Origin of the sequence: Labedella phragmitis (assembly GCF_004078635.1) — a bacterium.
GTDB lineage: Bacteria > Actinomycetota > Actinomycetes > Actinomycetales > Microbacteriaceae > Labedella > Labedella phragmitis.
This window is the reverse complement of the sequence record NZ_RZNB01000001.1, coordinates 925,961-950,525: the sequence shown is the minus strand read 5'-3', so window position 1 is coordinate 950,525 and position 24,565 is coordinate 925,961. Positions and strand designations below refer to the sequence as shown.

Annotated in this window: 24 protein-coding genes and 1 pseudogene; 9 read left to right on the top strand and 16 right to left on the bottom strand. The window is 69.9% G+C overall.

Translation table 11 applies throughout. The features are described 5' to 3' along the window. Positions 1-5: 5 nt before the first annotated feature. The 5 genes from ELQ90_RS04555 to rplJ all read right to left on the bottom strand — a co-directional run bounded on the left by ELQ90_RS04555 (position 6) and on the right by rplJ (position 3,215). Positions 6-1,244 (bottom strand): MFS transporter, encoded by a 1,239-nt coding sequence (locus tag ELQ90_RS04555; RefSeq protein WP_243695997.1) that lies wholly within the window; start codon positions 1,242-1,244, stop codon positions 6-8. Continuing rightward, positions 1,241-1,708, bottom strand: coding sequence for a MarR family winged helix-turn-helix transcriptional regulator (locus ELQ90_RS04550; RefSeq protein WP_128494036.1), 468 nt, complete (start codon positions 1,706-1,708; stop codon positions 1,241-1,243). The genes ELQ90_RS04555 and ELQ90_RS04550 overlap by 4 nt, the downstream gene beginning before the upstream one ends. A 95-nt stretch (positions 1,709-1,803) precedes the next feature. Beyond that, entirely contained in the window at positions 1,804-1,959 is a 156-nt protein-coding gene (locus ELQ90_RS16550) for a hypothetical protein (RefSeq protein ID WP_166408832.1), read from the bottom strand. 299 nt (positions 1,960-2,258) lie between these two features. Beyond that, on the bottom strand, positions 2,259-2,645 hold the full coding sequence (gene rplL, locus ELQ90_RS04545; protein WP_128494035.1) for a 50S ribosomal protein L7/L12: 387 nt from the start codon (positions 2,643-2,645) through the stop codon (positions 2,259-2,261). A 54-nt stretch (positions 2,646-2,699) separates the two neighbouring features. Next, positions 2,700-3,215: a 50S ribosomal protein L10 gene (rplJ, locus tag ELQ90_RS04540; RefSeq protein WP_128494034.1), complete on the bottom strand. Its 516-nt coding sequence runs from the start codon at positions 3,213-3,215 to the stop codon at positions 2,700-2,702. Positions 3,216-3,550: 335 nt separating this feature from the next. Between rplJ and ELQ90_RS16880 the strand changes: the two genes are divergently transcribed. Beyond that, positions 3,551-3,811, top strand: a complete 261-nt coding sequence (locus tag ELQ90_RS16880; protein ID WP_128494033.1) for an AAA family ATPase — start codon at positions 3,551-3,553, stop codon at positions 3,809-3,811. A 399-nt stretch (positions 3,812-4,210) separates the two neighbouring features. Here the strand turns inward: ELQ90_RS16880 and ELQ90_RS04530 are convergent, their stop codons facing one another. Then, entirely contained in the window at positions 4,211-5,782 is a 1,572-nt protein-coding gene (locus ELQ90_RS04530) for a sensor histidine kinase (protein WP_243695996.1), read from the bottom strand. After that, positions 5,779-6,525: a response regulator transcription factor gene (locus ELQ90_RS04525; RefSeq protein ID WP_128494032.1), complete on the bottom strand. Its 747-nt coding sequence runs from the start codon at positions 6,523-6,525 to the stop codon at positions 5,779-5,781. Before ELQ90_RS04525 ends, ELQ90_RS04530 begins: the two co-directional genes overlap by 4 nt. A gap of 150 nt (positions 6,526-6,675) precedes the next feature. Between ELQ90_RS04525 and ELQ90_RS04520 the strand changes: the two genes are divergently transcribed. Next, on the top strand, positions 6,676-8,163 hold the full coding sequence (locus ELQ90_RS04520; RefSeq protein WP_128494031.1) for an APC family permease: 1,488 nt from the start codon (positions 6,676-6,678) through the stop codon (positions 8,161-8,163). A 41-nt stretch (positions 8,164-8,204) separates the two neighbouring features. Then, positions 8,205-9,044 carry a hypothetical protein gene (locus tag ELQ90_RS04515; RefSeq protein ID WP_128494030.1) on the top strand — a complete coding sequence of 280 codons (840 nt, stop codon included), beginning with the start codon at positions 8,205-8,207 and terminating at the stop codon, positions 9,042-9,044. Positions 9,045-9,142: 98 nt separating this feature from the next. Here the strand turns inward: ELQ90_RS04515 and ELQ90_RS04510 are convergent, their stop codons facing one another. Genes ELQ90_RS04510 through ELQ90_RS04495 form a run of 4 tightly spaced genes read right to left on the bottom strand, consistent with a single transcriptional unit; the run spans position 9,143 to position 13,168 of the window. After that, positions 9,143-10,156: a sugar phosphate isomerase/epimerase family protein gene (locus tag ELQ90_RS04510; protein ID WP_128494029.1), complete on the bottom strand. Its 1,014-nt coding sequence runs from the start codon at positions 10,154-10,156 to the stop codon at positions 9,143-9,145. Positions 10,157-10,215: 59 nt separating this feature from the next. After that, entirely contained in the window at positions 10,216-11,310 is a 1,095-nt protein-coding gene (locus tag ELQ90_RS04505) for a Gfo/Idh/MocA family protein (protein WP_279432120.1), read from the bottom strand. A gap of 2 nt (positions 11,311-11,312) precedes the next feature. Then, positions 11,313-12,410 carry a Gfo/Idh/MocA family protein gene (locus ELQ90_RS04500; RefSeq protein WP_128494028.1) on the bottom strand — a complete coding sequence of 366 codons (1,098 nt, stop codon included), beginning with the start codon at positions 12,408-12,410 and terminating at the stop codon, positions 11,313-11,315. After that, positions 12,407-13,168: a sugar phosphate isomerase/epimerase family protein gene (locus ELQ90_RS04495; RefSeq protein ID WP_243695995.1), complete on the bottom strand. Its 762-nt coding sequence runs from the start codon at positions 13,166-13,168 to the stop codon at positions 12,407-12,409. The genes ELQ90_RS04500 and ELQ90_RS04495 overlap by 4 nt, the downstream gene beginning before the upstream one ends. A 138-nt stretch (positions 13,169-13,306) precedes the next feature. On the opposite strand from ELQ90_RS04495, the gene ELQ90_RS04490 reads away from it, so the two are divergent. From ELQ90_RS04490 to ELQ90_RS04475, 4 genes are all read left to right on the top strand, one after another. Continuing rightward, entirely contained in the window at positions 13,307-14,527 is a 1,221-nt protein-coding gene (locus ELQ90_RS04490; protein WP_128494026.1) for an ROK family transcriptional regulator, read from the top strand. A 73-nt stretch (positions 14,528-14,600) separates the two neighbouring features. Beyond that, positions 14,601-15,719 carry a Gfo/Idh/MocA family protein gene (locus ELQ90_RS04485; protein ID WP_128494025.1) on the top strand — a complete coding sequence of 373 codons (1,119 nt, stop codon included), beginning with the start codon at positions 14,601-14,603 and terminating at the stop codon, positions 15,717-15,719. Beyond that, positions 15,716-16,462, top strand: coding sequence for a ThuA domain-containing protein (locus ELQ90_RS04480; protein ID WP_128494024.1), 747 nt, complete (start codon positions 15,716-15,718; stop codon positions 16,460-16,462). The genes ELQ90_RS04485 and ELQ90_RS04480 overlap by 4 nt, the downstream gene beginning before the upstream one ends. Positions 16,463-16,580: 118 nt before the next feature. Continuing rightward, positions 16,581-17,183 carry a YqaJ viral recombinase family protein gene (locus ELQ90_RS04475; protein WP_128494023.1) on the top strand — a complete coding sequence of 201 codons (603 nt, stop codon included), beginning with the start codon at positions 16,581-16,583 and terminating at the stop codon, positions 17,181-17,183. Between the two features lie 43 nt (positions 17,184-17,226). Here ELQ90_RS04475 and ELQ90_RS04470 read toward each other — a convergent pair whose 3' ends face one another. Continuing rightward, positions 17,227-17,769, bottom strand: a complete 543-nt coding sequence (locus ELQ90_RS04470) for a MarR family winged helix-turn-helix transcriptional regulator (protein WP_128494022.1) — start codon at positions 17,767-17,769, stop codon at positions 17,227-17,229. Positions 17,770-17,832: 63 nt separating this feature from the next. Between ELQ90_RS04470 and ELQ90_RS04465 the strand changes: the two genes are divergently transcribed. Next, complete coding sequence (locus tag ELQ90_RS04465) at positions 17,833-19,908, top strand: MMPL family transporter (protein WP_128494021.1); 2,076 nt, start codon at positions 17,833-17,835, stop codon at positions 19,906-19,908. Between the two features lie 107 nt (positions 19,909-20,015). Next, positions 20,016-21,044, top strand: coding sequence for an NADP-dependent oxidoreductase (locus tag ELQ90_RS04460; RefSeq protein ID WP_424980794.1), 1,029 nt, complete (start codon positions 20,016-20,018; stop codon positions 21,042-21,044). Between the two features lie 45 nt (positions 21,045-21,089). On the opposite strand, the gene ELQ90_RS04455 is transcribed toward ELQ90_RS04460, so the two are convergent. The 4 genes and pseudogenes from ELQ90_RS04455 to ELQ90_RS17175 form a co-directional block, all read right to left on the bottom strand. After that, a complete protein-coding gene (locus ELQ90_RS04455) occupies positions 21,090-22,421 on the bottom strand; it encodes a DUF6716 putative glycosyltransferase (RefSeq protein WP_128494019.1) in 1,332 nt (443 codons plus the stop codon). Beyond that, positions 22,418-23,290, bottom strand: coding sequence for an N-acetylneuraminate synthase family protein (locus ELQ90_RS04450; protein WP_128494018.1), 873 nt, complete (start codon positions 23,288-23,290; stop codon positions 22,418-22,420). Before ELQ90_RS04450 ends, ELQ90_RS04455 begins: the two co-directional genes overlap by 4 nt. Beyond that, a complete protein-coding gene (locus tag ELQ90_RS17180; RefSeq protein WP_424980796.1) occupies positions 23,287-23,568 on the bottom strand; it encodes an HAD hydrolase family protein in 282 nt (93 codons plus the stop codon). The genes ELQ90_RS04450 and ELQ90_RS17180 overlap by 4 nt, the downstream gene beginning before the upstream one ends. A 573-nt stretch (positions 23,569-24,141) precedes the next feature. Then, positions 24,142-24,543 (bottom strand): annotated as a pseudogene (locus tag ELQ90_RS17175) (acylneuraminate cytidylyltransferase family protein); the annotation flags it as partial. Between the last annotated feature and the right edge of the window lie 22 nt (positions 24,544-24,565).

The following is a 24,565-nucleotide window of genomic DNA, read 5'->3' as shown; positions in this document are numbered from 1 at the left end:
ACGCGTCAGGCGTCTCCCGTCCCGACGGCCTCGGCCTCCTCGATCGGGTCCGTCACGGGCGCGTCGACGCGGCCGAGCGAGCGTCGACCGAGCAGCAGGACGACGAGCGCGAGGACGGCCGAACCGGCCGCCGTGACATACGGAGCGGGCGTGCCGACGAGGCGGGCGAGCTCGGCGGCGGCGGGCGGGGCGACGGCGCCTCCGAGGAAGCGGACGGCCGAGTAGGCCGACGATGCGACCGAGCGCGGCAGGTCGGTCGCCTCCATGACCGCTTCCGTCAGCACGGTGTTGATGACGCCGAGCACGAGTCCGCCCACGACGACGCCGACGACGATCCCGGCGAGCGATCGGGTCAGGAGCGCGATCGCCACGAGGTCGGCCGCGAGGACGACGAACCCGGCGGCGAGCACGGTCGTCCGCCTCACTCGACGCGTGAGGACGGGCGCGAGGGCCACGCTCGTGATCGCGAGGGCGACGCCCCACCCGAAGAACACGAGCCCGAGGGTGAACGCGTCGTCGACCCCGAGCGCTTCGAGCGCGAACGGCGTGTAGGCGAGGAGCACGAAGAAGGCGATGTTGTAGAACAGCGCCGTGACCGCGAGCACGGCGAGGGCCGGGACGCGGAGGGCGCGGAACGGCGCCGAGAGCGGTTGCGGCGCCGGGCGCTCCCCCTCGGACCGGAGGAGGGTCGTGATCGCGATGAACCCGACCGCCATGAGGACCGCCGTTCCGAAGAAGGGACCGCGCCAACTGACGGAACCGAGCAGGCCGCCGACGAGGGGGCCGATCGCGATCCCGAGGCCGAGCGCCGCCTCGTACAGGACGATCGCGGCACCGGTGCCTCCCGACGTCGCGCCGACGATCGTCGCGAGAGCGGTCGAGATGAAGAGTGCGTTGCCGAGGCCCCAACCCGCACGAAAGCCGATGACGGCCTCGACGGAGTTCGAGGCGCCCGCGGCGACGGCGAAGACGACGATGAGCGCGAGCCCGAGGAGGAGCGTACGCTTCGCGCCGAGCCTGCTCGAGAGCCAGCTCGTGACGAGCATCGCGAGTCCCGTGATGAGCAGATAACTCGTGAAGAGCAGAGAGGTCTGCGTGGGAGTGGCCTGCAGATCCGCGGCGATCGCCGGCAGGATCGGGTCGACGAGACCGATGCCCATGAACGCCACGACGCACGCGAAGGCGACGGCCCAGACGCTCCGGGGCTGTCGGAGGAGCGACCCGGTGGCGGCGCCCCCCGTCACGCGATCTCTCCCTCGAACGCGGCGGAACCGTCGAGGGCGGCGCGTTCGTCGAGGATCTCCACGACGCGCTGCATGGCGGCGAGATCCCCGGCGTCGAGTCCGGAGAAGTGGGGCAGGAGCGCGCTCGCGAGGGTGTCCCGCCATTCCGCGAGCGCCGCGAGGCCCTTCGGCGTCGCGGCGATCAACCACGCCCGCTTGTCCTCGACGTCGACGATGCGCTTGATCCAGTCGAGGTCGTCGAGGTTCCGGACGATCTTGGTCATGGTCGGCTGGGTGACGCGGCTGAGGCGCGCGAGCTCCCCCAGGCGGACGGGTCCATAGGACGACAACGCACTCAGGGTGCGCCAGACGGCGGGCGATCGCTGATCGTCTGTCGCCGTGGCGGCGAGGCGCGTGAGTCGGTGGCCGCTCGAGACGAGCGCGCCCAACAGGGTCTTGAGGTCGGTGTTCTCTTCTGTACTCACGTGAATCCATTTTACATAGCCCGGCTATGCAATGGTGCAGTTCGACGAGAGAACGGCGGTGCCGCGCCCACGCGACACCACCGTTCTCATCGTTCTCAGCGCAACCAGAAGGTCGACGAGGGGTCGAGCTGGCTGCGATGCATACTCGGCGGGTGTGCCGAGCGGGCGTCGACCTGGACCGCTGTGGCCGTGAGGTGACCCGCACGGCTCATCGCGGAACCGAGGACGCGCCACGGGGTCCTGCTGTTCATGATGATGCTTCTTTCTTCTGCCCCGACCGGCCGGTCGGATTCGATCCCCGGCGGAGCGGGGAGGGAGGAGGCCCGGGAGGGCCGCAGAGCATCCTGAACGCGGGACCGTGTGCACGGACGAGCCGGTTAACGCACGGAAGGGCGTCGCCCCGTTTCGGGGGCGACGCCCTTCACGGATGCGGAATGCTCTGTTCGGATGCCTGGCATCCGGACGAGGAGTCCGCATCCATCAGCGTCGGAACCGACTCATCACGAGTCGATCGCCATCGCACCTCTGGAGATCCCCCGAAGGGGACGACTCACTTGAGGGTGACGGTGGCGCCGGCCTCTTCGAGGGCGGCCTTCGCCTTGTCAGCGGTCTCCTTGTTGGCGCCTTCGAGCACAGCCTTGGGGGCTCCGTCGACGACAGCCTTGGCCTCACCGAGGCCGAGCGAGGTGAGCTCGCGAACGGTCTTGATGACCTGGATCTTCTTGTCACCAGCAGCCTCGAGGATGACGTCGAAGGAGTCCTTCTCCTCAACCTCTTCGGCGGGCGCGCCACCGGCAGCAGCCGGACCGGCAACGGCGACGGGGGCGGCAGCGGTGACCTCGAAGGTCTCCTCGAACGCCTTGACGAACTCGCTCAGCTCGATGAGCGTGAGCTCCTTGAACTGCTCGAGCAGTTCCTCAGTTGACAGCTTTGCCATAGTTTCTTCTCCTTGTGTCGTTTACTCACCGCTTGTGAACCGCCCGGAGGACGATTACGCAGCGGACTCCTGCTTCTCGCGCAACGCGTCGACCGTGCGAACGGCCTTCGAGAGCGGTGCGTTGAACAGATATGCGGCTCCGAACAGCGAGGCCTTGAAGGCGCCGGCGAGCTTGCCGAGCAGGACTTCGCGGGACTCGAGGTCGGCGAGCTTGCCTACCTCTTCGGCGGTCAGCGGGTTACCGTCGAAGTAACCACCCTTGACCACCAGGGAGGGGTTCGCCTTGGCGAAGGCGCGCAGGCCCTTCGCGACGGCGACAGGGTCACCGTGCACGAAAGCGATCGCGGACGGACCGGCGAGTTCGTCGTCGAACGACGAGATGCCGGCGTTGTTCGCCGCGATCTTGGTCAGCGTGTTCTTCACCACGGCGTACGTTGCGTCCGCACGGATGTCCGTACGCAGCTGCTTGAGCTGCGCCACCGTGAGGCCGCGGTACTCGGTCAGCAGAACGGCGGTCGAGCTCTGGAACAGGTCCGTGAGTTCGGCAACCGAGGCTTCCTTGTTCGCCATGGCCACTCCTTGATTGTCATGTCACGCGTCACGGTAGTGACGCGCCCGATGACCGCCCGGCACATGAAAAAAGGCCCCGGCGCAAGCGCGCGGAGCCTGGAAGCACGAGAATCGTGAGATTCTGTGAGCAAGAACTTCGTCACACCTGCGCAGGTCGCCCCCGACAGGACGTGAGTCCCGTTCAGAGCCTTCGATCGACTGGCGCTTTCGCGCACGTCGATGACCGGCGGTCTTCGGTATGCCTCCACCGTAGCGCACGCGGGATCGAGTGACAACTCGGGCGTGTCGCGGCTTCCACGCGCAGGGTCGACTGTCGGCGGCCTCCTGCTGGCATCATGATCTCGACGCTCGCCGTGGCCGGCTACCGATCCATCCGCGATCTCGTGATCCCCCTCGGCGGCCTCGACGTCGTCACGGGCCCCAATGGTTCGGGCAAGTCGAGCATGTACCGGGCCCTACGGCTGCTCGCGAGCACGGCGGGTGGTGCTACGGCGGACGGAGGGCCGACGGGCACGGGAGTGGTCGGGGCATCGCTCGCGAGGGCGGGTCGGCATCGGCGCTCTGGGCCGGTCCCGAGCAGTTCTCGCACGCCGTGATCTCGGGCGACGCCCCCTCGAGGGCGTCAGGAGGGCCGGCTCCTCTCGGTCCGTCTCGGCTTCGGCGGCGACGAGCTCGGCTACCTCGTCGACCTCGGCATCCCCCGCCCCGGTTCCTCCGCCTTCTCGAACGACCCGGAGATCGGTTCTACGACCACCTGCGGACGGACTCGGAGGCACCCTCGCCGGGGCCACGGCCACGGCCACGACCACGACCCAGCTCGTCGTCACGCACCTTCGCGCGCTCGTCGACGCGATCGGCAGGTGTGCGGACGTCGCCGAGCACCGGCTCGAGAAGCGCCTCGGAGAGACCGCGTCGAGAGCCAGGGGATGCTCGACGCTCCCCCGTGGCACTGGCCGACACGCTGACGCATCCGGCGTGCCGGGCCGCCCGGTTCCTCAGACTCGTTCCGGTAGGTGAGCTGTCGCGGTCGACGCGGCGAGCGGCAACTCGACGCTGAAGCACGTTCTCCCCGGCTCGCTCTCGACGTGCACCGATCCGCCGTGCACCTCCGTCACGGCCTGGACGATGGCGAGCCCGAGGCCCGTGCTCCCGGTCGCGCGCGAGCGCGAGCTGTCGCCGCGAACGAAGCGCTCGAAGACCCGCTCACGGATCTCGGGGGCGATGCCGGGTCCGTCGTCGGTGACGGCGACCTCGAGCCGAGCGGGCGCTTCGGCCGCCGCCACCCCGTGCGGCACCGGTGCCAACCCGCCCGATGTTGCCGGGACACTCCGCAGCGTCGTCGTGACGCGGGTGCCCGGCGGCGTGTGCACACGCGCGTTCGCGAGCAGGTTCGCGACGACCTGGAAGAGGCGCGACGCGTCTCCCTGCACGATCGTCGGTTCGTCCTCCGGCGGCACCTCGACCGACCAGTCGTGATCGGGCGCCGACACGCGCGCGTCGTTGACGGCGTCCGTGACGAGCGACCGCACGTCGACGGGTTCGCTCTCGAGCGCGCGCCCCTCGTCGAGCCGGGCGAGGAGGAGGAGATCCTCGACGATCGTGGTCATGCGTCGCGCCTCCGACTCGATCCGACCGAGCGCGTAGGCGGCGTCCTCCGGAAGCTCCTCCGGGGACATCCTCGTGAGCTCGGCGTACCCCCGGATCGACGCGAGCGGTGTGCGGAGCTCATGACTCGCGTCGGAGACGAATCGCCGCACCTTGTCCTCGCTCGCCTGTCGCGCGGACAGCGCACCGGCCACGTGGCCGAGCATGCGGTTGAAGGCGGCACCGACGCGGCCCACCTCCGTGCGCTCGTCCGCATCGACGTCCGGAACACGGACCGACAGCGGAACGTCGCCGCGCTCGAGCGGGAGAGTCGACACGGCCGTCGCCGTCTGCGCGACCCGTTCGAGCGGTCGTACGCTCGCCCGCACGATCAGGTACGCGACCGCCGTCGCGAGGCCGATGCCCCCGACCGTGACCGCCACGACGATCCAGACGAGTTGCGACACCGTCTGCTCGAGCGCCGCCATCGGCAGGCCCACCACGAGGGTCGCGCCGCCCTCCGTCTCGACGGCGACCACGCGGTACCGCCCGAGCCCGTCGGCCCCGACATCGACCGTCGTCGGTACGCCGATGCGCGCCTGAGAGGCGAGCGCCGCGGCCGCACCGGCATCGATGTCCCTCCGTGCGCCCTGTTCGTCGAGGAAGCCGGCGTACGTCACGAGGCCACCCTCGATCTGCACGCCGAGCGTTCCGGCCGACTGGCCGAGAATGCCGATGATCTGCCCCGGCCCCGGCTCGTCGTCGGGCTCCCCCGGCGGTGGGTACGCGTGATACCCGCTCGGCGCCCTCGCCGCGCGCTCACTCGCGGACGCGAGCTCGGAGTCGAGGCGCTGCGTGAGGATGCCCCTGACGCTCACGATGCTCACGAATCCGATCACGAGGGCCGCGATCGCGATGAGCACGACCGTCGCCATCGTCAGTCGACGACGGAGCGACCAGCCGCCGAGCGGTGCGGCGTTCACGAGCCGGAGGCCTTGATCATGTAGCCGGCGCCGCGCACGGTGTGGATCATGGGTTCTCGTCCCGCGTCGATCTTCTTGCGCAGGTAGGAGATGTAGAGCTCGACGACGCTCGCCCGCCCGTCGAAGTCGTAGCTCCACACGCGGTCGAGGATCTGCGGCTTGCTGAGGACGCGCCGCGGATTGCGCATGAGGTAGCGCAAGAGCTCGAACTCCGTCGCCGTGAGCTCGATCTGCGTCCCGTCCCTGTACACCTCGTAGCTGTCCTCGTTGAGCTCCAGGTCGCCGACCGTGATGATGGGCGAGTTGGCCGCCGAAACCAAGGCCGTCCGACGAATGAGGCCACGCAAGCGCGCGACGACCTCCTCGAGGCTGAACGGCTTCGTGACGTAATCGTCCCCTCCGGCCGTCAGACCCGCGAGTCGGTCGTCGAGCGAGTCCTTCGCCGTGAGGAAGAGGACGGGGGTGTCGTCGTTCTGCGCCCGCAACCGGTGCAGGACCTCGAGGCCGTCGAGGCCCGGCATCATCACGTCGAGCACGAGGGCGTCCGGCCGGAACTCCCGCACGATCCCGAGAGCGGCCTGCCCGTCGGCCGCCGTGCGCACGTCCCAGCCCTCGTAACGCAACGCCATCCTGAGCAGGTCGGTGAGGCTCTGCTCGTCGTCGACCACGAGCACGCGGATGGGTGATCCGTCGGGCTTCGTGAGCGGGGCGGGGCGGGAGGGGGTACGGCCGGAGGGCGTCATGCTCCTCATTATCGACATCGACCTATGCGCGACCTATGGGTGGCGTCCGCGGCCGATGAGGAGTGGAGTGTCCTGACGCGTGACGAGCCGCGAGAATGGAGCGTCCGCCCGCCACCTTCTCCACCCCACCTTCGCCGAAGGAGCACCACCATGGGTTTCCTCTCCAGCCTCGCCCGCACGAAGAGCATCGAGGCGTCGATCGCCGACTCCCGATCCGAGGGACGCACCCTCACGCGCTCGTTGACGTGGTGGGACCTCGCCATCATGGGCGTGGCCGTGGCCGTGGGAGCCGGCATCTTCTCGGTGGGGGCGAACGCCGCAGCGAACTATGCCGGTCCCTCCATCTCGATCGGGTTCGTCCTCGCCGCCGTGACATGCGCGCTCGCGATCATGGCGTACGCCGAATTCGCGTCCTCCGTCCCCGTCGCGGGGTCCGCCTACACGTTCACGTACGCGACCCTCGGCGAGGGGCTCGCATGGATCATCGGCTGGGACCTCATCCTCGAGATGCTCACGGCCGCTGCGGTCATCGCGAGCTACTGGGGCGTCTACCTCGACCAGGTCTTCCGGATCTGGGGCTGGAACATCCCTCCGGAGATCCCGGTCCTCGGACTCGACGTCAACTGGGGCGCGTTCGTGATCGTCGCGATCTTCACGACGCTGCTCGCCCTCGGCACCAAGCTCTCCGCCCGGGTCAGCTCCGTCTTCACCGTCATCAAGGTCGCGACGGTCCTCTTCGTGATCGTCGTCGGCGCGTTCTTCGTGCGGCCGGAGAACTTCTCCCCGTTCATCCCGCCGGCGCAGCCCACGGAGGGCGGCGGCTCGGACGTCTGGGCCCAATCGCTCTTCTCGTTCCTGTCGGGAGCCGCTCCGGCGACCTACGGCGTCTTCGGGCTTCTCGCCGGCGCGTCGATCGTGTTCTTCGCCTTCATCGGCTTCGACGTCGTGGCCACGAGTGCCGAGGAGGTCAAGAATCCGCGCCGGAACCTCCCGCTCGGCATCTTCCTCGGCCTCGGGATCGTCACGGTCCTCTACATCGGGGTGAGCATCGTCCTCACGGGCATGGTGCCGTACACGGTACTCGCCGAGGCCGAGGACCCGTCGCTCGCCACGGCCTTCGTCGCGGTGGGTGCTGACTGGGCCGCCCAGGTCATCTCCGTCAGTATCCTGCTCGGGCTCACGACCGTCATCATGGTGCTCCTGCTCGGCCTCGCGCGCATCCTCTTCTCGATGAGTCGCGACGGACTGCTGCCGCGTTCGTGGAGCAAGACCTCCGCGACGCGGCACACACCGGTCCGCCTGCAGATCGGGGCCGGCGCCGTCGTCGCGCTGCTCGCGGGACTCACCGACGTGGGGATCCTCGAGGAGATGATCAACATCGGAACGCTCTCGGCCTTCGTCCTCGTGAGCATCTCGGTCATCGTGCTCCGGAAGAAGTACCCGAACCGCGATATCGCCTACCGGATGCCCTGGTCCCCCGTGCTCCCGACCATCTCGGCAGCCCTGTGTCTGTGGCTCATGCTCAACCTGACGACCCTCACCTGGGTGCGGTTCCTCGTGTGGCTCGTGATCGGCGCGGCGGTCTACCTCCTGTACGGGCGTCGGCACTCGCGACTCGCGCAGGCCGAGGCGTCGTGAGCGCCGCCGAGTCCCCGGCGCGGCGCGGTTAGGCTCGACGCGTGGACCTCCGCGATTCTCTCCGCCGGCTCGGCGACCCTCACAGCACCGAATTCGGTGTCGTGTCCTCCGTCGCACTCGGCGCGCTGTCCCTCATCGATCCGGCGGCGCTGACCCCGGGTCGGCGCGCGGCCTACAGAACGGCGCTCGCGGCCGTCACGGGAGCGATGACGTGGATGGCCGCGCGCTCGGAGTTCGCCTCGCTCGAGGCCCGCGTCGGCACGACCGTCGGCGCCACCGGGACCGTTCTCGGTCTCGCGGAAGCGGGAGAGGCCGTCGACGCCCGCATGCAGCGCGGACTGGTGCGGATGGGCATCCGCCGGCCGAGAGCGGTGATCGCGGCGACCTCCGTCGCCTTCGCCGCGGCGACCTTCCTCGCCGATCGTGCGTGGAGTCTCAGGGCGGTGCCGGATCCGGAGGCGCTCGGGTGGGAGGACCGGATGCTCCCGGATCCGGTCCGCGTCCTGACGTCAGCCCTCCTCGCGCGCACGGACGCATTCGGTGCGCCGGAGCTTCGCGCCCAGCTCGAGACCGCGCGCGAGCGAACCTTCACGGACGAACGCTTCCAGTCGCCCTCCTTCGTGCAGTTCGTCGTCGCCGACGACGCACCTCTCGCGGTGCCCGGCAACGCGGCCTTCCCCGTCACTGCGCGCTTCGCCGCGCCCGACGGAACCCTGTACGTCGTGACCCTCGCGATCGGCGAGGGCCGCCTCGCCTCCCTCGAGGTTGTCGAAGTGACCGACGACGGCGAGGAACCGACGAGCGAGATGGACCGGTGGCCGGAGGCGCACGAGGTCACCCTGCACGTCGAGACGCCGCACGGCACCGTCCCTCTCGGCTGACCCCTCGCTCGCTCACCCGGCATCGCCCGCCGTCGCGAGCGCTGCACCATCGCGTCGAGCACGCCACGCGCACGCGGGCACGCGCCGGGTGGACCCGCCTACTGGTTGCTGAACGCCGCGTCGAACGAGGCGTCGGGGCGTTTCCAGAGCAGCGAGCGGATGTAGCCGACGGCCTCCTTCGCGCCGTGGACGCGATCCATCCCGGCGTCCTCCCACTCGATCGAGATCGGGCCGTCGTAGCCGATCGCGTCGAGGGCCCGGAAGGCGTCCTCCCACGGCACGTCGCCGTGCCCCGTCGAGACGAAGTCCCAGCCGCGCCGCGGGTCGCCCCACGGCAGGTGGGAGCCGAGGATCCCGGGCCGACCCGTGTTCGGCCGGAGGCGGGTGTCCTTGCAGTCGACGTGGTAGATCCGGTCCTGGAAGTCCCAGATGAAGCCAACGGTGTCGACTCCCTGCCACATCATGTGCGACGGGTCCCAGTTGAAGCCGAACGCCTCACGGCGGCCGATGGCCTCGAGAGTGCGGACGCTCGTCCAGTGGTCGTAGGCGATCTCCGACGGGTGCACCTCGTGGGCGAAGCGCACTCCCTCGGCGTCGAAGACGTCGAGGATCGGGTTCCAGCGGTTCGCGAAGTCCTCGTAGCCCGCGTCGATGACATCGGCGCCGACGGGAGGGAACATCGCGACGTACGGCCAGATCTTCGACCCCGTGAAGCCCACGACCGTGTCGACACCGAGCTTCCGGGCCACGCGTGCCGACCGCTTCATGTCCTCGGCCGCGCGCTGCCGGACGCCCTCGGCGTCGCCGTCGCCCCAGATGTAGGGGCGGAGGATCGCCTGGTGTCGGAAGTCGATCGGATCGTCGCAGACGGCCTGGCCGCCGAGGTGGTTCGAGATCGCCCAGACCTTGAGTCCGTATCGGTCGAGGATCTCGAGCCGACTCGTCAGGTAGGCATCGTCCTCGTCCGCGCGCTCGAGGTCGAGATGGTCGCCGGAGGCGGCGATCTCGAGACCGTCGTAGCCCCACTCGGAGGCGAGGCGAGCGACCTCCTCGAACGGCAGGTCGGCCCACTGCCCGGTGAACAGAGTGACGGGATGGGCGGACTCGGTCATGGTGATCTCCTCGGTGAGTACGAGCCGGCCCGGCGGGGCCGAGCGGGGCAAGTGCCCGATCAGGGCAGGGGGACGTCGATCCAGGTGCCGGCGTCGGCGGCGTCGAGGACGGCTTCCGTCACCACCGCGGCGCGGAGCCCGTCGGAGAAGACCGGGAGCCCGTCGCGCTGCTCGCCCCGGACGGCCGCGTACGAGTCGGCGACGAACGCGTTGAACGCGTCCTGGTAGCCCTGCGCGTGACCCGACGGAACCGTGACGAGGCGAGCGGCGTCGGGCGAGAGCTGGTCGGCGTCCCGCGGCACCACCGTCGTCCCGACCCGGCGACCGAGCCACAGCGTCTCCGGCTGCTCCTGGTCGAAGACGAGCGACTCCGCCGCTCCAGCGATCTCGACGTGGAGGCGGTTCTTCCGTCCGGGAGCGACTTGCGACACGAGGACCGTGCCGATCGCGCCCGACGCGGTCTCGACGGTCGCCGCGACAGCGTCCTCGGTCGTGACGGCGCTGTGCTGCGCACGCTCCGAGAAGAAGGTCCGCGTGTTCGCAGCGACCCGTGTGACCCTGTCCCCCGTGACGAATTCGACGAGGTCGACGAGGTGCGATCCGATGTCGGCGAACGCGCGCGACCGGCCACCCGTCGCCGAATCGACGCGCCAGTTGTCGTCGGTCTGCTCGAGCAGCCAGTCCTGCAGGTACGACGCGGCGAACGTCAGCAGACGGCCGCTCCGACCGTCGGCGACGCGGGCTCGCGCCTCCCGCACCATCGGGTGGAAGCGGTACACGAACGGCACGCTCGCGACGACCCCAGCGGACGCCGCGGCCTCCGTCAGGCTCGTCGCATCGGCGATCGTGGTCGCGAGAGGCTTCTCGCACACCACGTGCTTGCCCTCTGCTATGACGCGTTCCGCCTGGTCGGCGTGCAGGGCGTTCGGCGTGCACACGTGCACGACGTCGACGAGGGGGTCATCGAGAAGCGCATCGATCGACGCGTAGCCGCGCTCGATGCCGAGCCGGTCCGCCGCGTCCGCTGCGCGAGCGGCCGACGACGACGACAGGCCGACGAGTCGGGCACCCGCCGATCGGGCGGCGCGCGAGTGGACGTCCGCCATGAATCCGCCACCGACGATGCCGATCCCGAGTCCCGTCGCGAAAGCCACGGTCAGAGCGTCCTCTCCGACGGGTCCCAGTCCTCGGGGAGCGGCGGCACGATCGCGACCGTGCTCCCGACGTCGACGGGTCGACCGCTCGAGCCCGCCTCGATGGTCGACTGCATGACGTCGAGGACGTGGAACGCGAGTTCGCCCGATGCCCGCTCCGGAACACCGGCGCGAATCGCCCGAGCGAGCTCGACGACACCCGTGCCGCGCGAGAAGGTCGAGCCCGTCGCCGGTACCGTGTGCGGCTCGGGCTCGTCGCCCTGGACCACGAGGTCGCCGTCGAAGGTGTTGGGGTCAGGAACGGTGAGCGTGCCGTCGACTCCCGCGACCTCGAACTGCGTGCGCTTGAGCTTGGAGTCGAAGCTGTAGACGGATTGCGCCGTCTGACCGCTCTCGAACTCGAGCAACGCGGCGACGTGGGTCGGCACGGTCACCTCGAACGTCTCGCCGGCCCGCGGGCCGGAGCCGATCGTCCGTGTCTCCTTGGCCTTCGACGTGACGGCCGACACCCGCTTCACGGGACCGAAGAACTGCACGAGGGCCGTGATGTAGTACGGGCCGATGTCGAAGAGCGGCCCGGCGCCCTCCTGGAACAGGAAGTCGGGGTTCGGGTGCCACGACTCGGGGCCGGGGCTCTGCATGAGCGTGAGCGCGGTGAGCGGCGTACCGATCGCTCCCGACTCGACGAGGCGACGGGACGACTGGATCCCGGCCCCGAGGAAGGTGTCGGGCGCCGTCGCGACCCGCAGCCCGGCGGCTTGGGCGGCTTCGAGCAGCGCGCGGCCGCTCTCGCGCTCGAGCGCGAAGGGCTTCTCGCTCCAGACGTTCTTGCCTGCCCGCAGGACCTGCATGGCGACCTCGACGTGGACACGCGGGATCGTGAGGTTCACGACGATCTCGATGCCGTCGTCCGCGAGGAGTTCGTCGACCGTTCCCGAACCCGGGACGCCGAAAGCCGCGGCCTGCGCTGTCGCCCGCTCGAGGTCGAGGTCGGCGATGAAGCGGACCTCCACGTCGGGGAAGACCGTCAGGTTCTCGAGGTACTGCGTGCTGATGACTCCGGCGCCGATGATGCCGACGCCGACGGGACCCGCGCTCATTCGGCGTCTCCCTCGGCGAGGGCGGTGAGGAAGGCGAGGCTCTCGGCGATCGCCTCGAACCGGTCGCCGTGCGAGTCGTCGAGTTCGACGACGTGGAGGGCGTTCGGCGCAGCTGCCACGATCTCGGCGATCGGCAGTCGACCCGAACCCACGGCGACCTGCTCCTTCACGTCGGTTCCTCCCGAGCCGTCCTTCACGTGGATCGCGACGACGCGATCTCCGAGGCGACCGAGCAGAGCGACCGGGTCCTCCCCGCCGACGACGACCCAGTAGGTGTCGATCTCGAGGACGACGGCGTCGTCGAGCAGAGCGGCGAAGAACTCGATGGCCGTCTCGCCGTCGATCTTCGCTTCGATCTCGTGGGCGTGGTTGTGGTAGCCGACGCGGACGCCGTGCCGGGCGGCGACCGAGGATGCGGCGTTCAGAGCCTCGGCCGTCGCACGGACGTCATCCGCCGTCTGCCATTTCTCCGCGGGGACATGGGGATCGATGACGGTCTCGATGCCGAGCGCTGCCGCCTTCGAGAAGACCTCGTCGAGCTCGGCCTCCCCCCGGCCGATGAACCCCTGGTGAGTCGTCGGTGCGCGGAGGCCGGAAGCGCGGAGCGCCTCACCCAAGGCTGGACCGAAGCCCACGAAACCGTAGGGCTCGATGAGCCCGTACCCGAGGTCGGCGATGCGCTGGAGGGTGGTGCCGAGGTCCTCGGCCGCTTGCTCGCGCACCGTGTAGAGCTGGACGGAAATGCTGGGGGAGGTCACTCGTTCTCCTCGTGATCGGATGTTCGCGTCGATGCGGGCGCACCGGTGCCCTGACCCCAACATGCCATGAGCTTTTGACGCCTGTCAATCAAAAGTCGACTCTGGTCGCACGTTAGTCGCGTGTGGTTTACTCAAAACATGGTCGAGTTCACTCGCCCCGCGTTGACGCGGGCCTCCGGCGTCGGTGAACTCCTGCAGCTCCTGCGCGACGGGGTTCCTCGCACGAAGGCCGAGATCGTCGAGCTCACCGGGCTCTCCCGCTCGACCGTCTCGAGCCGAGTCGAGACGCTCATCGGGATGGGACTCGTCGGTCCTGCCGGAGAAGCGGCGTCATCGGGCGGACGCCCGCCCGCTCGCATCGCGTTCCTCCCGTCCTCGCGCGTCGTGCTCGCGATAGACCTCGGAGCCACCCACGGCACGGTCGCGATCACCGACCTCGCTGGGACCCTGCTCGATCACACCACGGCGACGATCGACATCGCCGAGGGCCCCGGCCCCGTGCTCGATTGGGCGACGGAGACGGGTCTCGAACTGCTCGCGGCGAGCGGCCGCCCGGAATCGGACCTCATCGGCGTGGGCGTCGGCGTCCCGGGACCCGTCGAGCACGAGACGGGACGCCCCATCAACCCGCCGATCATGCCCGGCTGGGACCGCTTCGACATCCCGGCCCGCCTCCGAGCCGCTTTCGATGTACCCGTCCTCGTGGACAACGACGTCAACATCCTCGCCCTCGGGGAGCACGCGACCGTGTGGCCGGACGCGGACGATCTCGTCTTCGTGAAGGTCTCGACCGGAATCGGCGCCGGCATCGTGTCGAGCGGCATGCTGCAGCGCGGCGCGCAGGGTTCCGCCGGCGATCTCGGCCACGTCCACGTGCCGTGGCATCCCGGTACGGCGCGGGCGGCCGACGATGATCGCGATCTCGAGGGCATCGCGAGCGGACCGGCGATCGCCGCTCTCCTGCGCGAGCGGGGCCTGCCCGCCGAATCGAGCACCGATGTCGTCTCGCTCGTGCGGCAGGGCAACCGCGAGGCCCTCGACCTCGTTCGTCAGGCCGGTCGCGAGATCGGTGCGGTCCTCGCTTCGCTCGTGAACCTGCTCAATCCGTCCGTCATCGTCATCGGCGGCAGCATCGCGCGAGCGGGCGAGCAGCTCATCGCCGGGATCCGCGAGACGGTCTACCGGCGCTCGATCCCCTTGGCCACGCAGCACCTCACGATCGTGGAGTCCCGATCCGACGAGACGGCCGGCGTCACGGGCGCCGCGATCCTCGTGATCCAGGACGCCCTGTCGCCGGCATCGTCGACGTGGAGCGCCGTGGGGCCCGACCCGACGCCCGCGGCGGCCCGTGCCGATTGACGACGTCGCCGGTCCTCGAGACCGCATCACCAGTACCCGACCGGAACAGACCAGAACCACATCAGGAGGACACATGACCACGAACTCACCACCGCTTCGCGTCGGCGTCGTCGGGCTCGGCTGGGCCGGGCAGCAGCACATGGAGGCGTACGACGCCCTCGAGGGCGTCGAACTCGTCGCGATCGCCGGCATGGAGGAGGGCCCGCGGGCCGAACTCGCCCAGAAGTTCAACGTGCCGAACGCCTACGGGGACTGGAAGGACCTCGTCGCCGCCGGCGGACTCGACGCCGTGAGCGTCGCCGTCCCCACGTTCCTGCACGCGCCGATCACGATCGGAGCTCTCGAGGCCGGCCTGCACGTGTTGTGCGAGAAGCCGATCGCCCGCACGGCTCAGGAGGCGAACGGCATGGTCGCCGCCGCGCGAGCCGCCGGACGGGTCCTCGAGATCGCGTTCAACCACCGCCGTCGCGGCGACGTCGAGGCCCTCAAGGCCGCGATCGACGAGGGTACGATCGGTCGCCCGTACCACGCGCGCGCCACATGGTTGCGCCGCTCGGGCATTCCCGCCCTCGGCAGCTGGTTCACCAACCGCGAGATGGCGGGAGGCGGCCCGCTCATCGACCTCGGCGTGCACGTCCTCGACTATGCACTCCACCTCTTCGGCGAGCCCCGCGTCCTCGCCGTGTCCGCCGTGACCCACTCGGAGCTCGGGCCGCGGGGCCTCGGCGGCGCCGTCTCCGACAAGCAGCAGGTGGGCTCCGCCTACGAGGTCGAGGACCTCGCGAGCGTGCTCCTTCGCCTCGAGGGCGGTGGATCGCTCGTGCTCGAGACGAGCTGGGCCGCCTTCCGCTCGTCCGGCGACGAGTTCGGCATCACGCTCTACGGCACGGACGGCGGAGCGGACCTGCGCGTCGTCGACTACGCGCCCGTCGGCGAGCTCACCCTGTTCACCGGTCAGGCGGAGACCGAGACGGACGTCCGAGTCGAGGCCGACCCCGGGCGTGGCCACGCCGCCGTCGTCGACACGTTCCTCGAGCACGTCGCGGACGAGTCCTCGTGGGCGACGCACGACGGGTCTCTCGCCCTCGGTCGCGCGCGCATCATCGACGCGTGCTACGAGTCCGCCGCGAGGGGCGTCGAAGTGCGCCTCGACCACGACCTGCAGATCACCGATAAGGAGGAGACCCGATGACGATCCGCGTCCTCGTGTGGAACGAAGGGGTCCACGAGAGCACCCAGCCCGATATCGCCGCGATCTACCCCGCCGGCATCCACGGCGCGATCGCCGAGGGTCTCACGGAGGTGCTCGGCGACGACGTCGCCGTGCGCACCGCGACTCTCGCCGACCCCGAGCACGGCTTGAGCGAGGACACCCTCGCCCAGACCGACGTCCTGCTGTGGTGGGGCCACATCGCGCACGACCAGGTCGACGACGAGGTCGTCGCGCGCGTGCAGCGTCACGTCCTCTCCGGCATGGGCCTGCTCGTCCTGCACTCCGGGCACTTCTCGAAGATCTTCACGCGACTGCTCGGGACGACGTGCTCGCTGAACTGGCGCAACGAGGGCGAGCGGGAGCTCGTCTGGACGGTCGCGCCGACGCACCCGATCGCCGAGGGCGTCGAGCACCCCATCGTCATCGAGCACCAGGAGATGTACGGGGAGCTCTTCGACATCCCGACGCCGGACGACCTCGTCTTCATCAGCTCGTTCACGGGCGGCGAGGTCTTCCGATCGGGAGTGACGTTCACGCGTGGCCATGGCCGGATCTTCTACTTCAGCCCGGGCGACCAGGAGTACCCCGTGTACTTCCACCCGCAGATCCGCCGCGTCCTGGCGAACGGGGTGCGGTGGGCGAACCCGGCGGCGCGTCCCGCCGTCGACCGGTCGATCCCGGCCGTCGCCAACCCCGACCGGGAGTGGTACCTCTCGCGGTGATCCCCGTCCCGCCCGCCCCGCTCCTCCTCGACGGCGTCGCCGGGGCTGCGGGCGGGCGGCGCGCGGCCGGGCTGGCGTGTCGGTCGGAACGTCGGTGGAGCGGAGGCAGAATAGACGAGTGCCATGGACCTACCGCGAACGACTCGTCGCCGACTCGACGGATCGCGTCGCATGGTTGCGGGCGCGGTCGCGGGGCATCACGGCGACCGACGTCGCCAAGCTCTCGACGCCGCGGTCCATCGACGTCGCCGCGACGGCGAAGCTCTACGGCACCAATTTCGGCGGGAACGCCTACACCGATCACGGCCGCATGCGGGAGCCGGAGATCGCCCGCTGGGTAGCCGCGACCCACGGGATCCGCCCCTCGACCGCGCTCTACCACGCCGAGCAGGAGCGCCGTCACCTCGCGACGCCCGACGGACTCGCGGAGTCGACCGACGGCCGGCTGCTGTTGTGCGAGATCAAGACGACGGCGAAGGCCTGGCGATCGATCCCCCGCCACTACCTCCGGCAGGTGTGGTGGCAGCAGTACGTCCTCGGCGCCGAACGCACGCTCGTCGTCTGGGAGCAGCACGACGGCTTCGTCCCCGTCGACGACGAGCCGCGCTGCGCCTGGGTCGACCGCGACGAGCGGGAGATCCACGCGCTCGTCCACCTCGCCTCGGCACTCATCGACGAACTCCACCGCCGCACGACGCCGCCGGAGCAGCGCGCGGTCTGACCGCCCCCGCGGTGACCGACCATCGTCCGCCTCCGCCGTGCGGTCAGGACGTGGAGGACTCCTCCTCGACCAGTTCTCGGTACAGGTCGGCGATCCCGGTGAGGAATCCGGCGATGATCGCTTGTTCCTCGGCCGTGTAGGTCGCGGCGACGTCCCCCACCCCCGCGATCATCGGTGACAACTCCTCGAACGCGCGCCGAACCGATGCCGGTGCCGGCGTGACCGTGATCTTCCGCCGGTCTACGGGGTGCGGGTGCCGCTCGACGTGCCCGACGGCCACGAGCCGATCGATCACGTGGGTGGTCGCGGCCGTCGACATCTCGAGCCGCGTCGCGAGCTCGCTCGGCGTCATCGGCCCGCGCTCCATGAGGTGCTCCATCGCCGAGAGATCCGTGGTGTTGACGTCGAGGGCGGCGGCGAGACGACGCTCGAAGCGCTGCTCGAGCTGGAACACACGGCGGACGAGGAGCGGGATCGGCGAGGGCGGAGGGAACCCGTCCGGGAGATGCTCGGCGTAGCGGTCCCGGATGGGCGTGGCATGCGCGACGCCGCTCGTGCCGTCGCCCGGCTTGCGTCCATCCACCATGTCAGACATGCTAATACCTGCGATAGCTAAAGCTTTTGGTTATTAGATGTAATGAGGTAATCGATGTCGGCGATCGCGGGTTTCCTGACCGGACGCGTCACAGCGTGGGTCACTCTCGCGCTGTCCGTCGTGATCGTCGGACTGCTCTTCGCTCTCGTACCGGCGGGAGACTCCGACTCCTTCCCGGACGCGGGCCTCCCCTCGACGACCGAGTCTGCTCGCGTCTCCGATCTGCTCGACGACTTCCCCTCCGCCGACGGAACTGTGGGCATCCTCGTATGGTCGAAAGAGGATGGCGGCGAGTTGACGACGGACGACCTGGCGGCCGTCGGGGATCGAGCGACCGGCCTCGCGGATCTCTCCACGACCCCCCAGGCGGTCGTTCCGCAGCCGAGCGAGGACGGACTCGCCGCCATCGTCGCGGTCCCCCTCGACGCGGCGGACGTCGAGGGGGACCTGTCCGGAACCGCAACCGAGCTCCGCGACGTCGCGAGCGACGGCCTCTCCGACGGCCTCGAGGTGCGACTGACCGGCCCCGTCGGGTTCCAGGACGACATCTCGAACGCCTTCGCGGGAGCCGACTTCCGACTCCTGCTCGTCACCGTCATCGTCGTCGCGGTCCTCCTCATCGCGACCTACCGCAGCCCCGTGCTCTGGATCGTCCCGCTCGCGGTCGTCGGCACCGCGGACGGCCTCGCCCGCATCGTCGTGACGGCCCTCGCCGACGCCGTGGGCATCACGATCGACGCATCGATCGGCGGGATCCTCTCGGTCCTCGTCTTCGGGGCCGGGACGAACTACGCGCTCCTCCTCGTCGCCCGCTACCGCGAAGAGCTCCTCGTCGAGGAGGATCGCCACCGCGCCATGACGACGGCGGTCCGCAGCGCGGGGCCGGCGATCGCGGCGAGCGGCGGCACAGTCGCACTGAGCCTCCTGACACTGCTTCTCGCCTCCCTCGCGGGCAACCGGGCGCTCGGTTTCGCGTGCGCCATCGGCGTCGTCATCGCCATCGCCTTCGCCCTCGTCGTCCTGCCGGCGGCCCTCGTCGTGTGCGGCCGGGGACTCTTCTGGCCGTTCGTTCCGCGTATCCGAGACGGCGACCACGTCGGCGCTCCACCCGGCTTCTGGACGCACCTCGGGCGCGGCGTGCAGAAGCGCCCGGCGATCGTCGCCATCACGGCCGTCGCCGCGATCGGCGTGCTTCTCCTGGGACTCCGCGGGTACACGGTCGGCCTCTCGCAGACGGACCAGTTCCTCGGTGAACCCGATTCAGTCGTCGCCCAGGAGATCATCGACGAGTCCTTCTCGGCCGGACTCACGAGCGAGACGACCGTGCTGACGGACGACGAGAGCGTCGAGGACACCGTCACCGCCGTCGAGGACGTCGACGGGGTCGAATCGGTCCGTCCGGGTGAGAGCCACGACGGACGGACGGCGATCTCGGTGACGCTCGATGCGGAGCCCGAGAGCGAAGCGGCCTTCGCGACGATCCGTGCCCTGCGGGCCGACCTCTCCACAGCCGACGGCGTCACCGCTGACGCGCTCGTGGGCGGTTCAGACGCCACCGCGCTCGACACGAACGACGCAGCGGCCGCGGACCTCGCACTCATCGTCCCGATCATCCTCGCGATCGTCTTCGTGATCCTCGCGCTCCTGCTGCGCTCCGTCGTCGCTCCCGTGCTCCTCATCGCGAGCGTGCTCGCCACGTTCTTCGCGAGCCTCGGCGCGGGCAACTGGATATTCCTCAACGTCCTCGGTTTCCCCGCGTTCGACGCCAACGTCACCCTGTACGCGTTCCTGTTCCTCGTCGCCCTGGGCGTCGACTACAACATCTTCCTCACGACGCGGGCTCGCGAGGAGCGTGCGCGGTTCGGAACCCGCGAAGGCATGGTGCGCGCCCTCGCGTCGACCGGAGGCGTGATCACGAGTGCCGGCATCCTGCTCGCGGCGGTCTTCGCCGTGCTCGGCGTCCTCCCCGTCGTGGCGCTCACCCAAGTGGGAGTCATCGTGTGCATCGGTGTCCTCCTCGACACCCTCGTGGTGCGCACGGTGCTCGTCCCCGCCCTCGTCTTCCTGACGGGCGACGCCTTCTGGTGGCCGCGAAACACGCCCGAAATGCGAGAGTTCTCCGCGAGTTGACGCCGCCGTAACACCCCCGAATCATTGCCTGAGTTGACTGATGTCGACCTCGTCGGAGGTCGCCGATCGCCGTCGTGATCGGGTGGAGTTCGGGGAGAGTGCAGGCGATGCGGCTTGGTGTGAGGGATGCGTGGCAGGCCAGACCGACGGGAGGGCCGCTCGATGAGATCCCCGAGTCCATGACCGCGGCCGTGATCGATGCGACGGGCTCGCCCGCAGTTCTCCGGACCGCGACCGTACCGGTCCCCCACCGCAGTGGTTCGGAGTTCATCGTCCGGGTCGTCGCCGCCGGGGTGAATCCGATCGACGCCAAGACGCGAGCCGGCGGTGGCGTCGCCGCCGAGCTGCCCGGCTACCCCGCCGTGCTCGGCAACGACTTCAGCGGTGTCGTCGTGCGATCGCCGTACGAAGCGCATCCGCTCCAGCCGGGGACCGAGGTCTACGGGATGGTCCCCGTGCCGCGCTACTCCGGGTCGTACGGGCAGTACATCGCCGTCCCGAGCCTCAGCATCGCCCGGAAGCCGCCGACGCTCTCGCACGTCGAGGCCGCCGCCGTCCCGGTCGCCGCCCTCATGGCGTGGGGGATGGTCGTCGAACTCGCGAAAGCGCACGACGGTCAGCGCGTCCTCATCCACGCGGGGAGCGGAGGGGTCGGCCATTTCGCCGTCCAGTTCGCCAGGTACTTCGGTGCCCACGTCACCGCCACGGGGTCGACCCGCAACCTGGAGTGGTTGCGTGAACTCGGCGCGTCCGTCGCGATCGACTACACCACGACGCGCTTCGACGAGGTCGTCGGCGAAGTGGACGTGGTGATCGATCTCGTGGGCAACGTCCACGACGACACGGGCTCCCGGTCGCTCCGCGTTCTGCGCCGCGGCGGGCTCATCGTCAACGCCCCAACGGGCAGCTGGCCCACCATGTCGGCGGAGGCGGAGGCGGCCGGCGTGCGGGCGACGACCTACAAGGTCGCACCCGACGGCGACACCCTCTCGACGATCACGCGGCTGCTCGAATCCGGTGATGTGAAGGTGTTCGTCGATGGCGTCTTCGACCTCGACAAGGCTGCGGAGGCGCATACCGTCCTCGAGGACGGTCACACGCGCGGGAAGCTCGTCCTCAAGCTCGCCGACAGCTGAGCCGCACGGTACCTCTCCCCCGCATGTCCGGACGGACGATCCCGTTCAGGCGCGTGCGACGCGGGCCCGGCGTATGCGCCGGACGACGCGCCTCATCCGCCGGACCACCCGGCGTGCGGGGATAGCGATGGCTGCCGCGACGGTTCCGGAGATCGTGTGGTCGTCGTCACCGAGCATCCGCTTCCGCTCCCACGCCCGCCGCAGGCCCCACCCGATCCGGTTGAAGCGCTGTGGGAGGATGTCTGTCCGCGCGAGGTCCTCCCGCCGGACGAGGGACTCGAGCACGTCGATCCAGTCGTCGTGCGAGCGACCGTGCAGGTAGTTGTCGGCCCGCCACGCGGGGTCCGGGCCGGCGAACCGACCAGCGACGAGAGCGTCGGAATCGGCGAGGAGGCCGCTGTCCTCGAAGACGAGGTTGATGAGACGGGCGTTCACACCGAAGTCGGACGGCAGCAGGACGGGCACCTCCGCGGCGACGGCCTCGAGCGCCGCCGTCGAGCTGACCGTCACGAAGGCCTCGGCTCTCTCGAGGTGCTCCGACATCGCCCCGTCGGCGACCACGACGTTCGCAGGAACGGGACCATCGGCGAGCTCCCGGAGCTCCGGCGCCTCGAGCAGCGAGGCGTAGTCCCACTGCTCCGGGTGAGTCTGAGCTTCGCCCGCGCGCGCCCGCACCTTGATCACGACACGGGAGTCCGGTCGGGACCGAGCGAGTCTCACGAGCCACGACAGGAGGAGCAGCCGGTTCGCACGTGACGACGGCACCTTGGCCTGCGTCGCGAACACGATGGCATCGCGGCGGACACCGTCCTCCTCTCCCCGGGGAACCGCGTCGGGGATGAACGGGAACGTCGCGAGCCCGAAGCGCGTGCGCACCCCGAGCGATCGCGCGTTCGTCTCGAATTCGCGGACCTCACGCCGACTGTGCAGGACGACGAGGTCGGCCTGCTCCCGGTAGACGACGGCCTTGATCGCGGCGGGGATCGTGATGCCCGGGAGACCCGAAACGACGACCGGGCGCCATGCGCGCGAGACGACGCGGCGAACGATCACCCTGACCATCGGCCCGCGCACCGAGAGCAGGACGGCGTCCGGTCTGGTCGACCGGACGAGCGGGCCGATCTCGTCGAGAGTTACGTCCCGCGCATCGTCCGGCTCGAACCGGCTTCCCGCGAGGGCCGACGCGAGCTGCCGATCGCTCGGTCGCATCGGGTTGCGGACGACGACGAGCTCGGCGTCCCATTCCACCGGGAGCCTCGACGCGAGCGCCGCTCCCCACTTCACGTACGAATCCGTGTCGCCGATCACGAGCAGGGTGCGTCGGCGCGCCGATGCACCTCCCGCGCTCGTCGGCCCGGGGTGGTCGGCGCTCCTCACACGAGGACTCGACGGAGCTTCGCCATGGGTGCCTGCTCGCCCGGGAAGACGCGCTTGACGCCGTCGCCGAGAGCCTCCTCGACGGTGCGGATACCCTCGACGAGCTGGGCGAAGTCGCCGGGCTCGAGTGAGGCGGAGTGGTCCGACCCCCACATCGCACGGTCGAGCGTGATGTGGCGCTCCACGACGCAGGCGCCGAGCGCGACGGCGGCGAAGGAGATCTCGAGTCCCGGCTCGTGCCCCGAGTAGCCGATCGGCAGCGTCGGGTAGCGGTGGCCGAGCGTCCGGATGGTCCGAAGGTTCGCCTCCCCGGCGGGCAGCGGGTAGGTCGAGGTCGCGTGCAGGAGGACGAGGTTCTCCGGGTCGAATACGGCGACGGCAGCGTCGATCTGCTCCATCGTCGACATGCCGGTCGAGAGGATCACGGGCTTGCCCGTCGCGGCGAGCGCGCGCAGCATCCCCAGGTCCGTCACGGACGCCGACGCGACCTTGTGCGCCGGCACGGCGAGGTCCTCGAGGAACGCGACGGCGGGCTCGTCCCACGGCGACGCGAACCAGTCGAGGCCGCACAGGGTCGCGTAGTCGCCGATCTCGATGTACTGGTCACGGTCGAACTCGACCCGCCGCCGGTAGTCGAGGTACGTCATCGTGCCCCATGGCGTGTCGCGCGGGGTGCTCTTCATGTGCTCCGGCGTCGAGATGTCCGGCGTGCGCTTCTGGAACTTGACGGCTTGGGCGCCGGCCTCGGCAGCGACCTCGATGAGGTTCTTCGCGAGCTCGACCGAGCCGTTGTGGTTGAGACCGATCTCGCCGATCACGTAGACGGGGTGGCCGTCGCCGATCTCCGAGCGTCCGATGGTGATCGTCACGATGATCTCCGTTCTTCTGTGGGATGTCCCGCGGGTCGCGGGCGGTTCGCGGGCCGCCGAGGGGCGGCGATGACACGATCGGCGAGCTCGCGCACGGCGCCGTCGCCGCCGCGTGAGGCGAGGACGACGCGAGCAACGGCGAGCACGGCGGGGTGCGCGTCGGCGACCGCGATCGGCCAACCGACGAGGCGGAGGGCGGGGAGGTCCCCGAGGTCGTTGCCGACGTAGGCGACGTGGTCGAGGGCGATGCCGAGCCCGTCCGCCCAGGCGCCGAGCACGTCGCCCTTGTCACCGCGGGCGTCGTCTCCGTCGACACCGTGGATCACCTCGACGCCGAGCTTGGCCCCCCTGGCCACCACGACAGCGTTGCGCTCGGCGGAGAGGATGAGGACGGGGATCCCGGCATCGCGCAGCAGACGCACGCCGTGGCCGTCCGCCCGGTTCACGCGCACGATCTCACGTCCGTCGCCGTCCACGAAGGCCGAGTCGTCGGTGTGCACCCCGTCGAAGTCGGTCACGACGGCGTCGACCGGGATGGGCTCCGCTGTCCGTCGCCCTGACGTCTCCTCGTCGATGGCCGCAATAGCGCGAGCGAGTTCCAGGTCGGCGGGGGTGTCGATGTCGAGTCCGTGGCGCTCCGGAACGAGGTGCACGCCGACGCGACCGAAGAACCGGTGACCGGCCGATCGGAACCCTGCGGCGTCCATGACGTAGAAGGCTCCGGTCTCCCGGTATTCGGGAGCGCGGTCCTGACGACGAGGGCGCGACGAGCGGTCGTGGTTCACGCCGACGACGCCGACGGACGCATCCCCGTCTCGCCAGAGGAACGCGTGCGTGGCGATCGCGGAGAAGACGACGTCCGCTTGCCGTCCGACGACGCGCTCGACCGCTTCGTCGAGGTCGAGAGGGTCGATGAGCGGGGAGGTGGCCTGGATGAAGACGAGGACCACCGGTTCGTCGCCGTCCTCGGCGAGCACGTCGAGCGCGTGGAGCAGTGCGGACTCGGACGACGCGTCGTCTCCGGCCAGACCGATGGGGCGGTCGACGATCACCGCACCGGCCGCCGCTGCTGCTGCCGCGATAGCGGGGTCGTCGGTGGAGACGACGACCGTGTCGATGCTCCGGGCTCCGCGAGCGGCCGCGACCGCTCGTGCGACGAGGGGGACGCCTCCGACGGCGCGCAGGTTCTTGCGCGGGATGCCCTTCGATCCGCCACGGGCGGGGATGACGGCGACGACGTTCCGGCGCGACATCGCGCGCGGATCATCCGCGGAT

Bases quoted from the DNA above. Each gene is read 5' to 3' on its own strand.
- ELQ90_RS16550 (WP_166408832.1), bottom strand. From the start codon at position 1,959: ATGAACAGCAGGACCCCGTGGCGCGTCCTCGGTTCCGCGATGAGCCGT.
- rplL (WP_128494035.1), bottom strand. From the start codon at position 2,645: ATGGCAAAGCTGTCAACTGAGGAACTGCTCGAGCAGTTCAAGGAGCTC.
- rplJ (WP_128494034.1), bottom strand. From the start codon at position 3,215: ATGGCGAACAAGGAAGCCTCGGTTGCCGAACTCACGGACCTGTTCCAG.
- ELQ90_RS16880 (WP_128494033.1), top strand. From the start codon at position 3,551: ATGATCTCGACGCTCGCCGTGGCCGGCTACCGATCCATCCGCGATCTC.
- ELQ90_RS04525 (WP_128494032.1), bottom strand. From the start codon at position 6,525: ATGACGCCCTCCGGCCGTACCCCCTCCCGCCCCGCCCCGCTCACGAAG.
- ELQ90_RS04520 (WP_128494031.1), top strand. From the start codon at position 6,676: ATGGGTTTCCTCTCCAGCCTCGCCCGCACGAAGAGCATCGAGGCGTCG.
- ELQ90_RS04510 (WP_128494029.1), bottom strand. From the start codon at position 10,156: ATGACCGAGTCCGCCCATCCCGTCACTCTGTTCACCGGGCAGTGGGCC.
- ELQ90_RS04500 (WP_128494028.1), bottom strand. From the start codon at position 12,410: ATGAGCGCGGGTCCCGTCGGCGTCGGCATCATCGGCGCCGGAGTCATC.
- ELQ90_RS04490 (WP_128494026.1), top strand. From the start codon at position 13,307: ATGGTCGAGTTCACTCGCCCCGCGTTGACGCGGGCCTCCGGCGTCGGT.
- ELQ90_RS04485 (WP_128494025.1), top strand. From the start codon at position 14,601: ATGACCACGAACTCACCACCGCTTCGCGTCGGCGTCGTCGGGCTCGGC.
- ELQ90_RS04480 (WP_128494024.1), top strand. From the start codon at position 15,716: ATGACGATCCGCGTCCTCGTGTGGAACGAAGGGGTCCACGAGAGCACC.
- ELQ90_RS04470 (WP_128494022.1), bottom strand. From the start codon at position 17,769: ATGGTGGATGGACGCAAGCCGGGCGACGGCACGAGCGGCGTCGCGCAT.
- ELQ90_RS04465 (WP_128494021.1), top strand. From the start codon at position 17,833: ATGTCGGCGATCGCGGGTTTCCTGACCGGACGCGTCACAGCGTGGGTC.
- ELQ90_RS04460 (WP_424980794.1), top strand. From the start codon at position 20,016: ATGCGGCTTGGTGTGAGGGATGCGTGGCAGGCCAGACCGACGGGAGGG.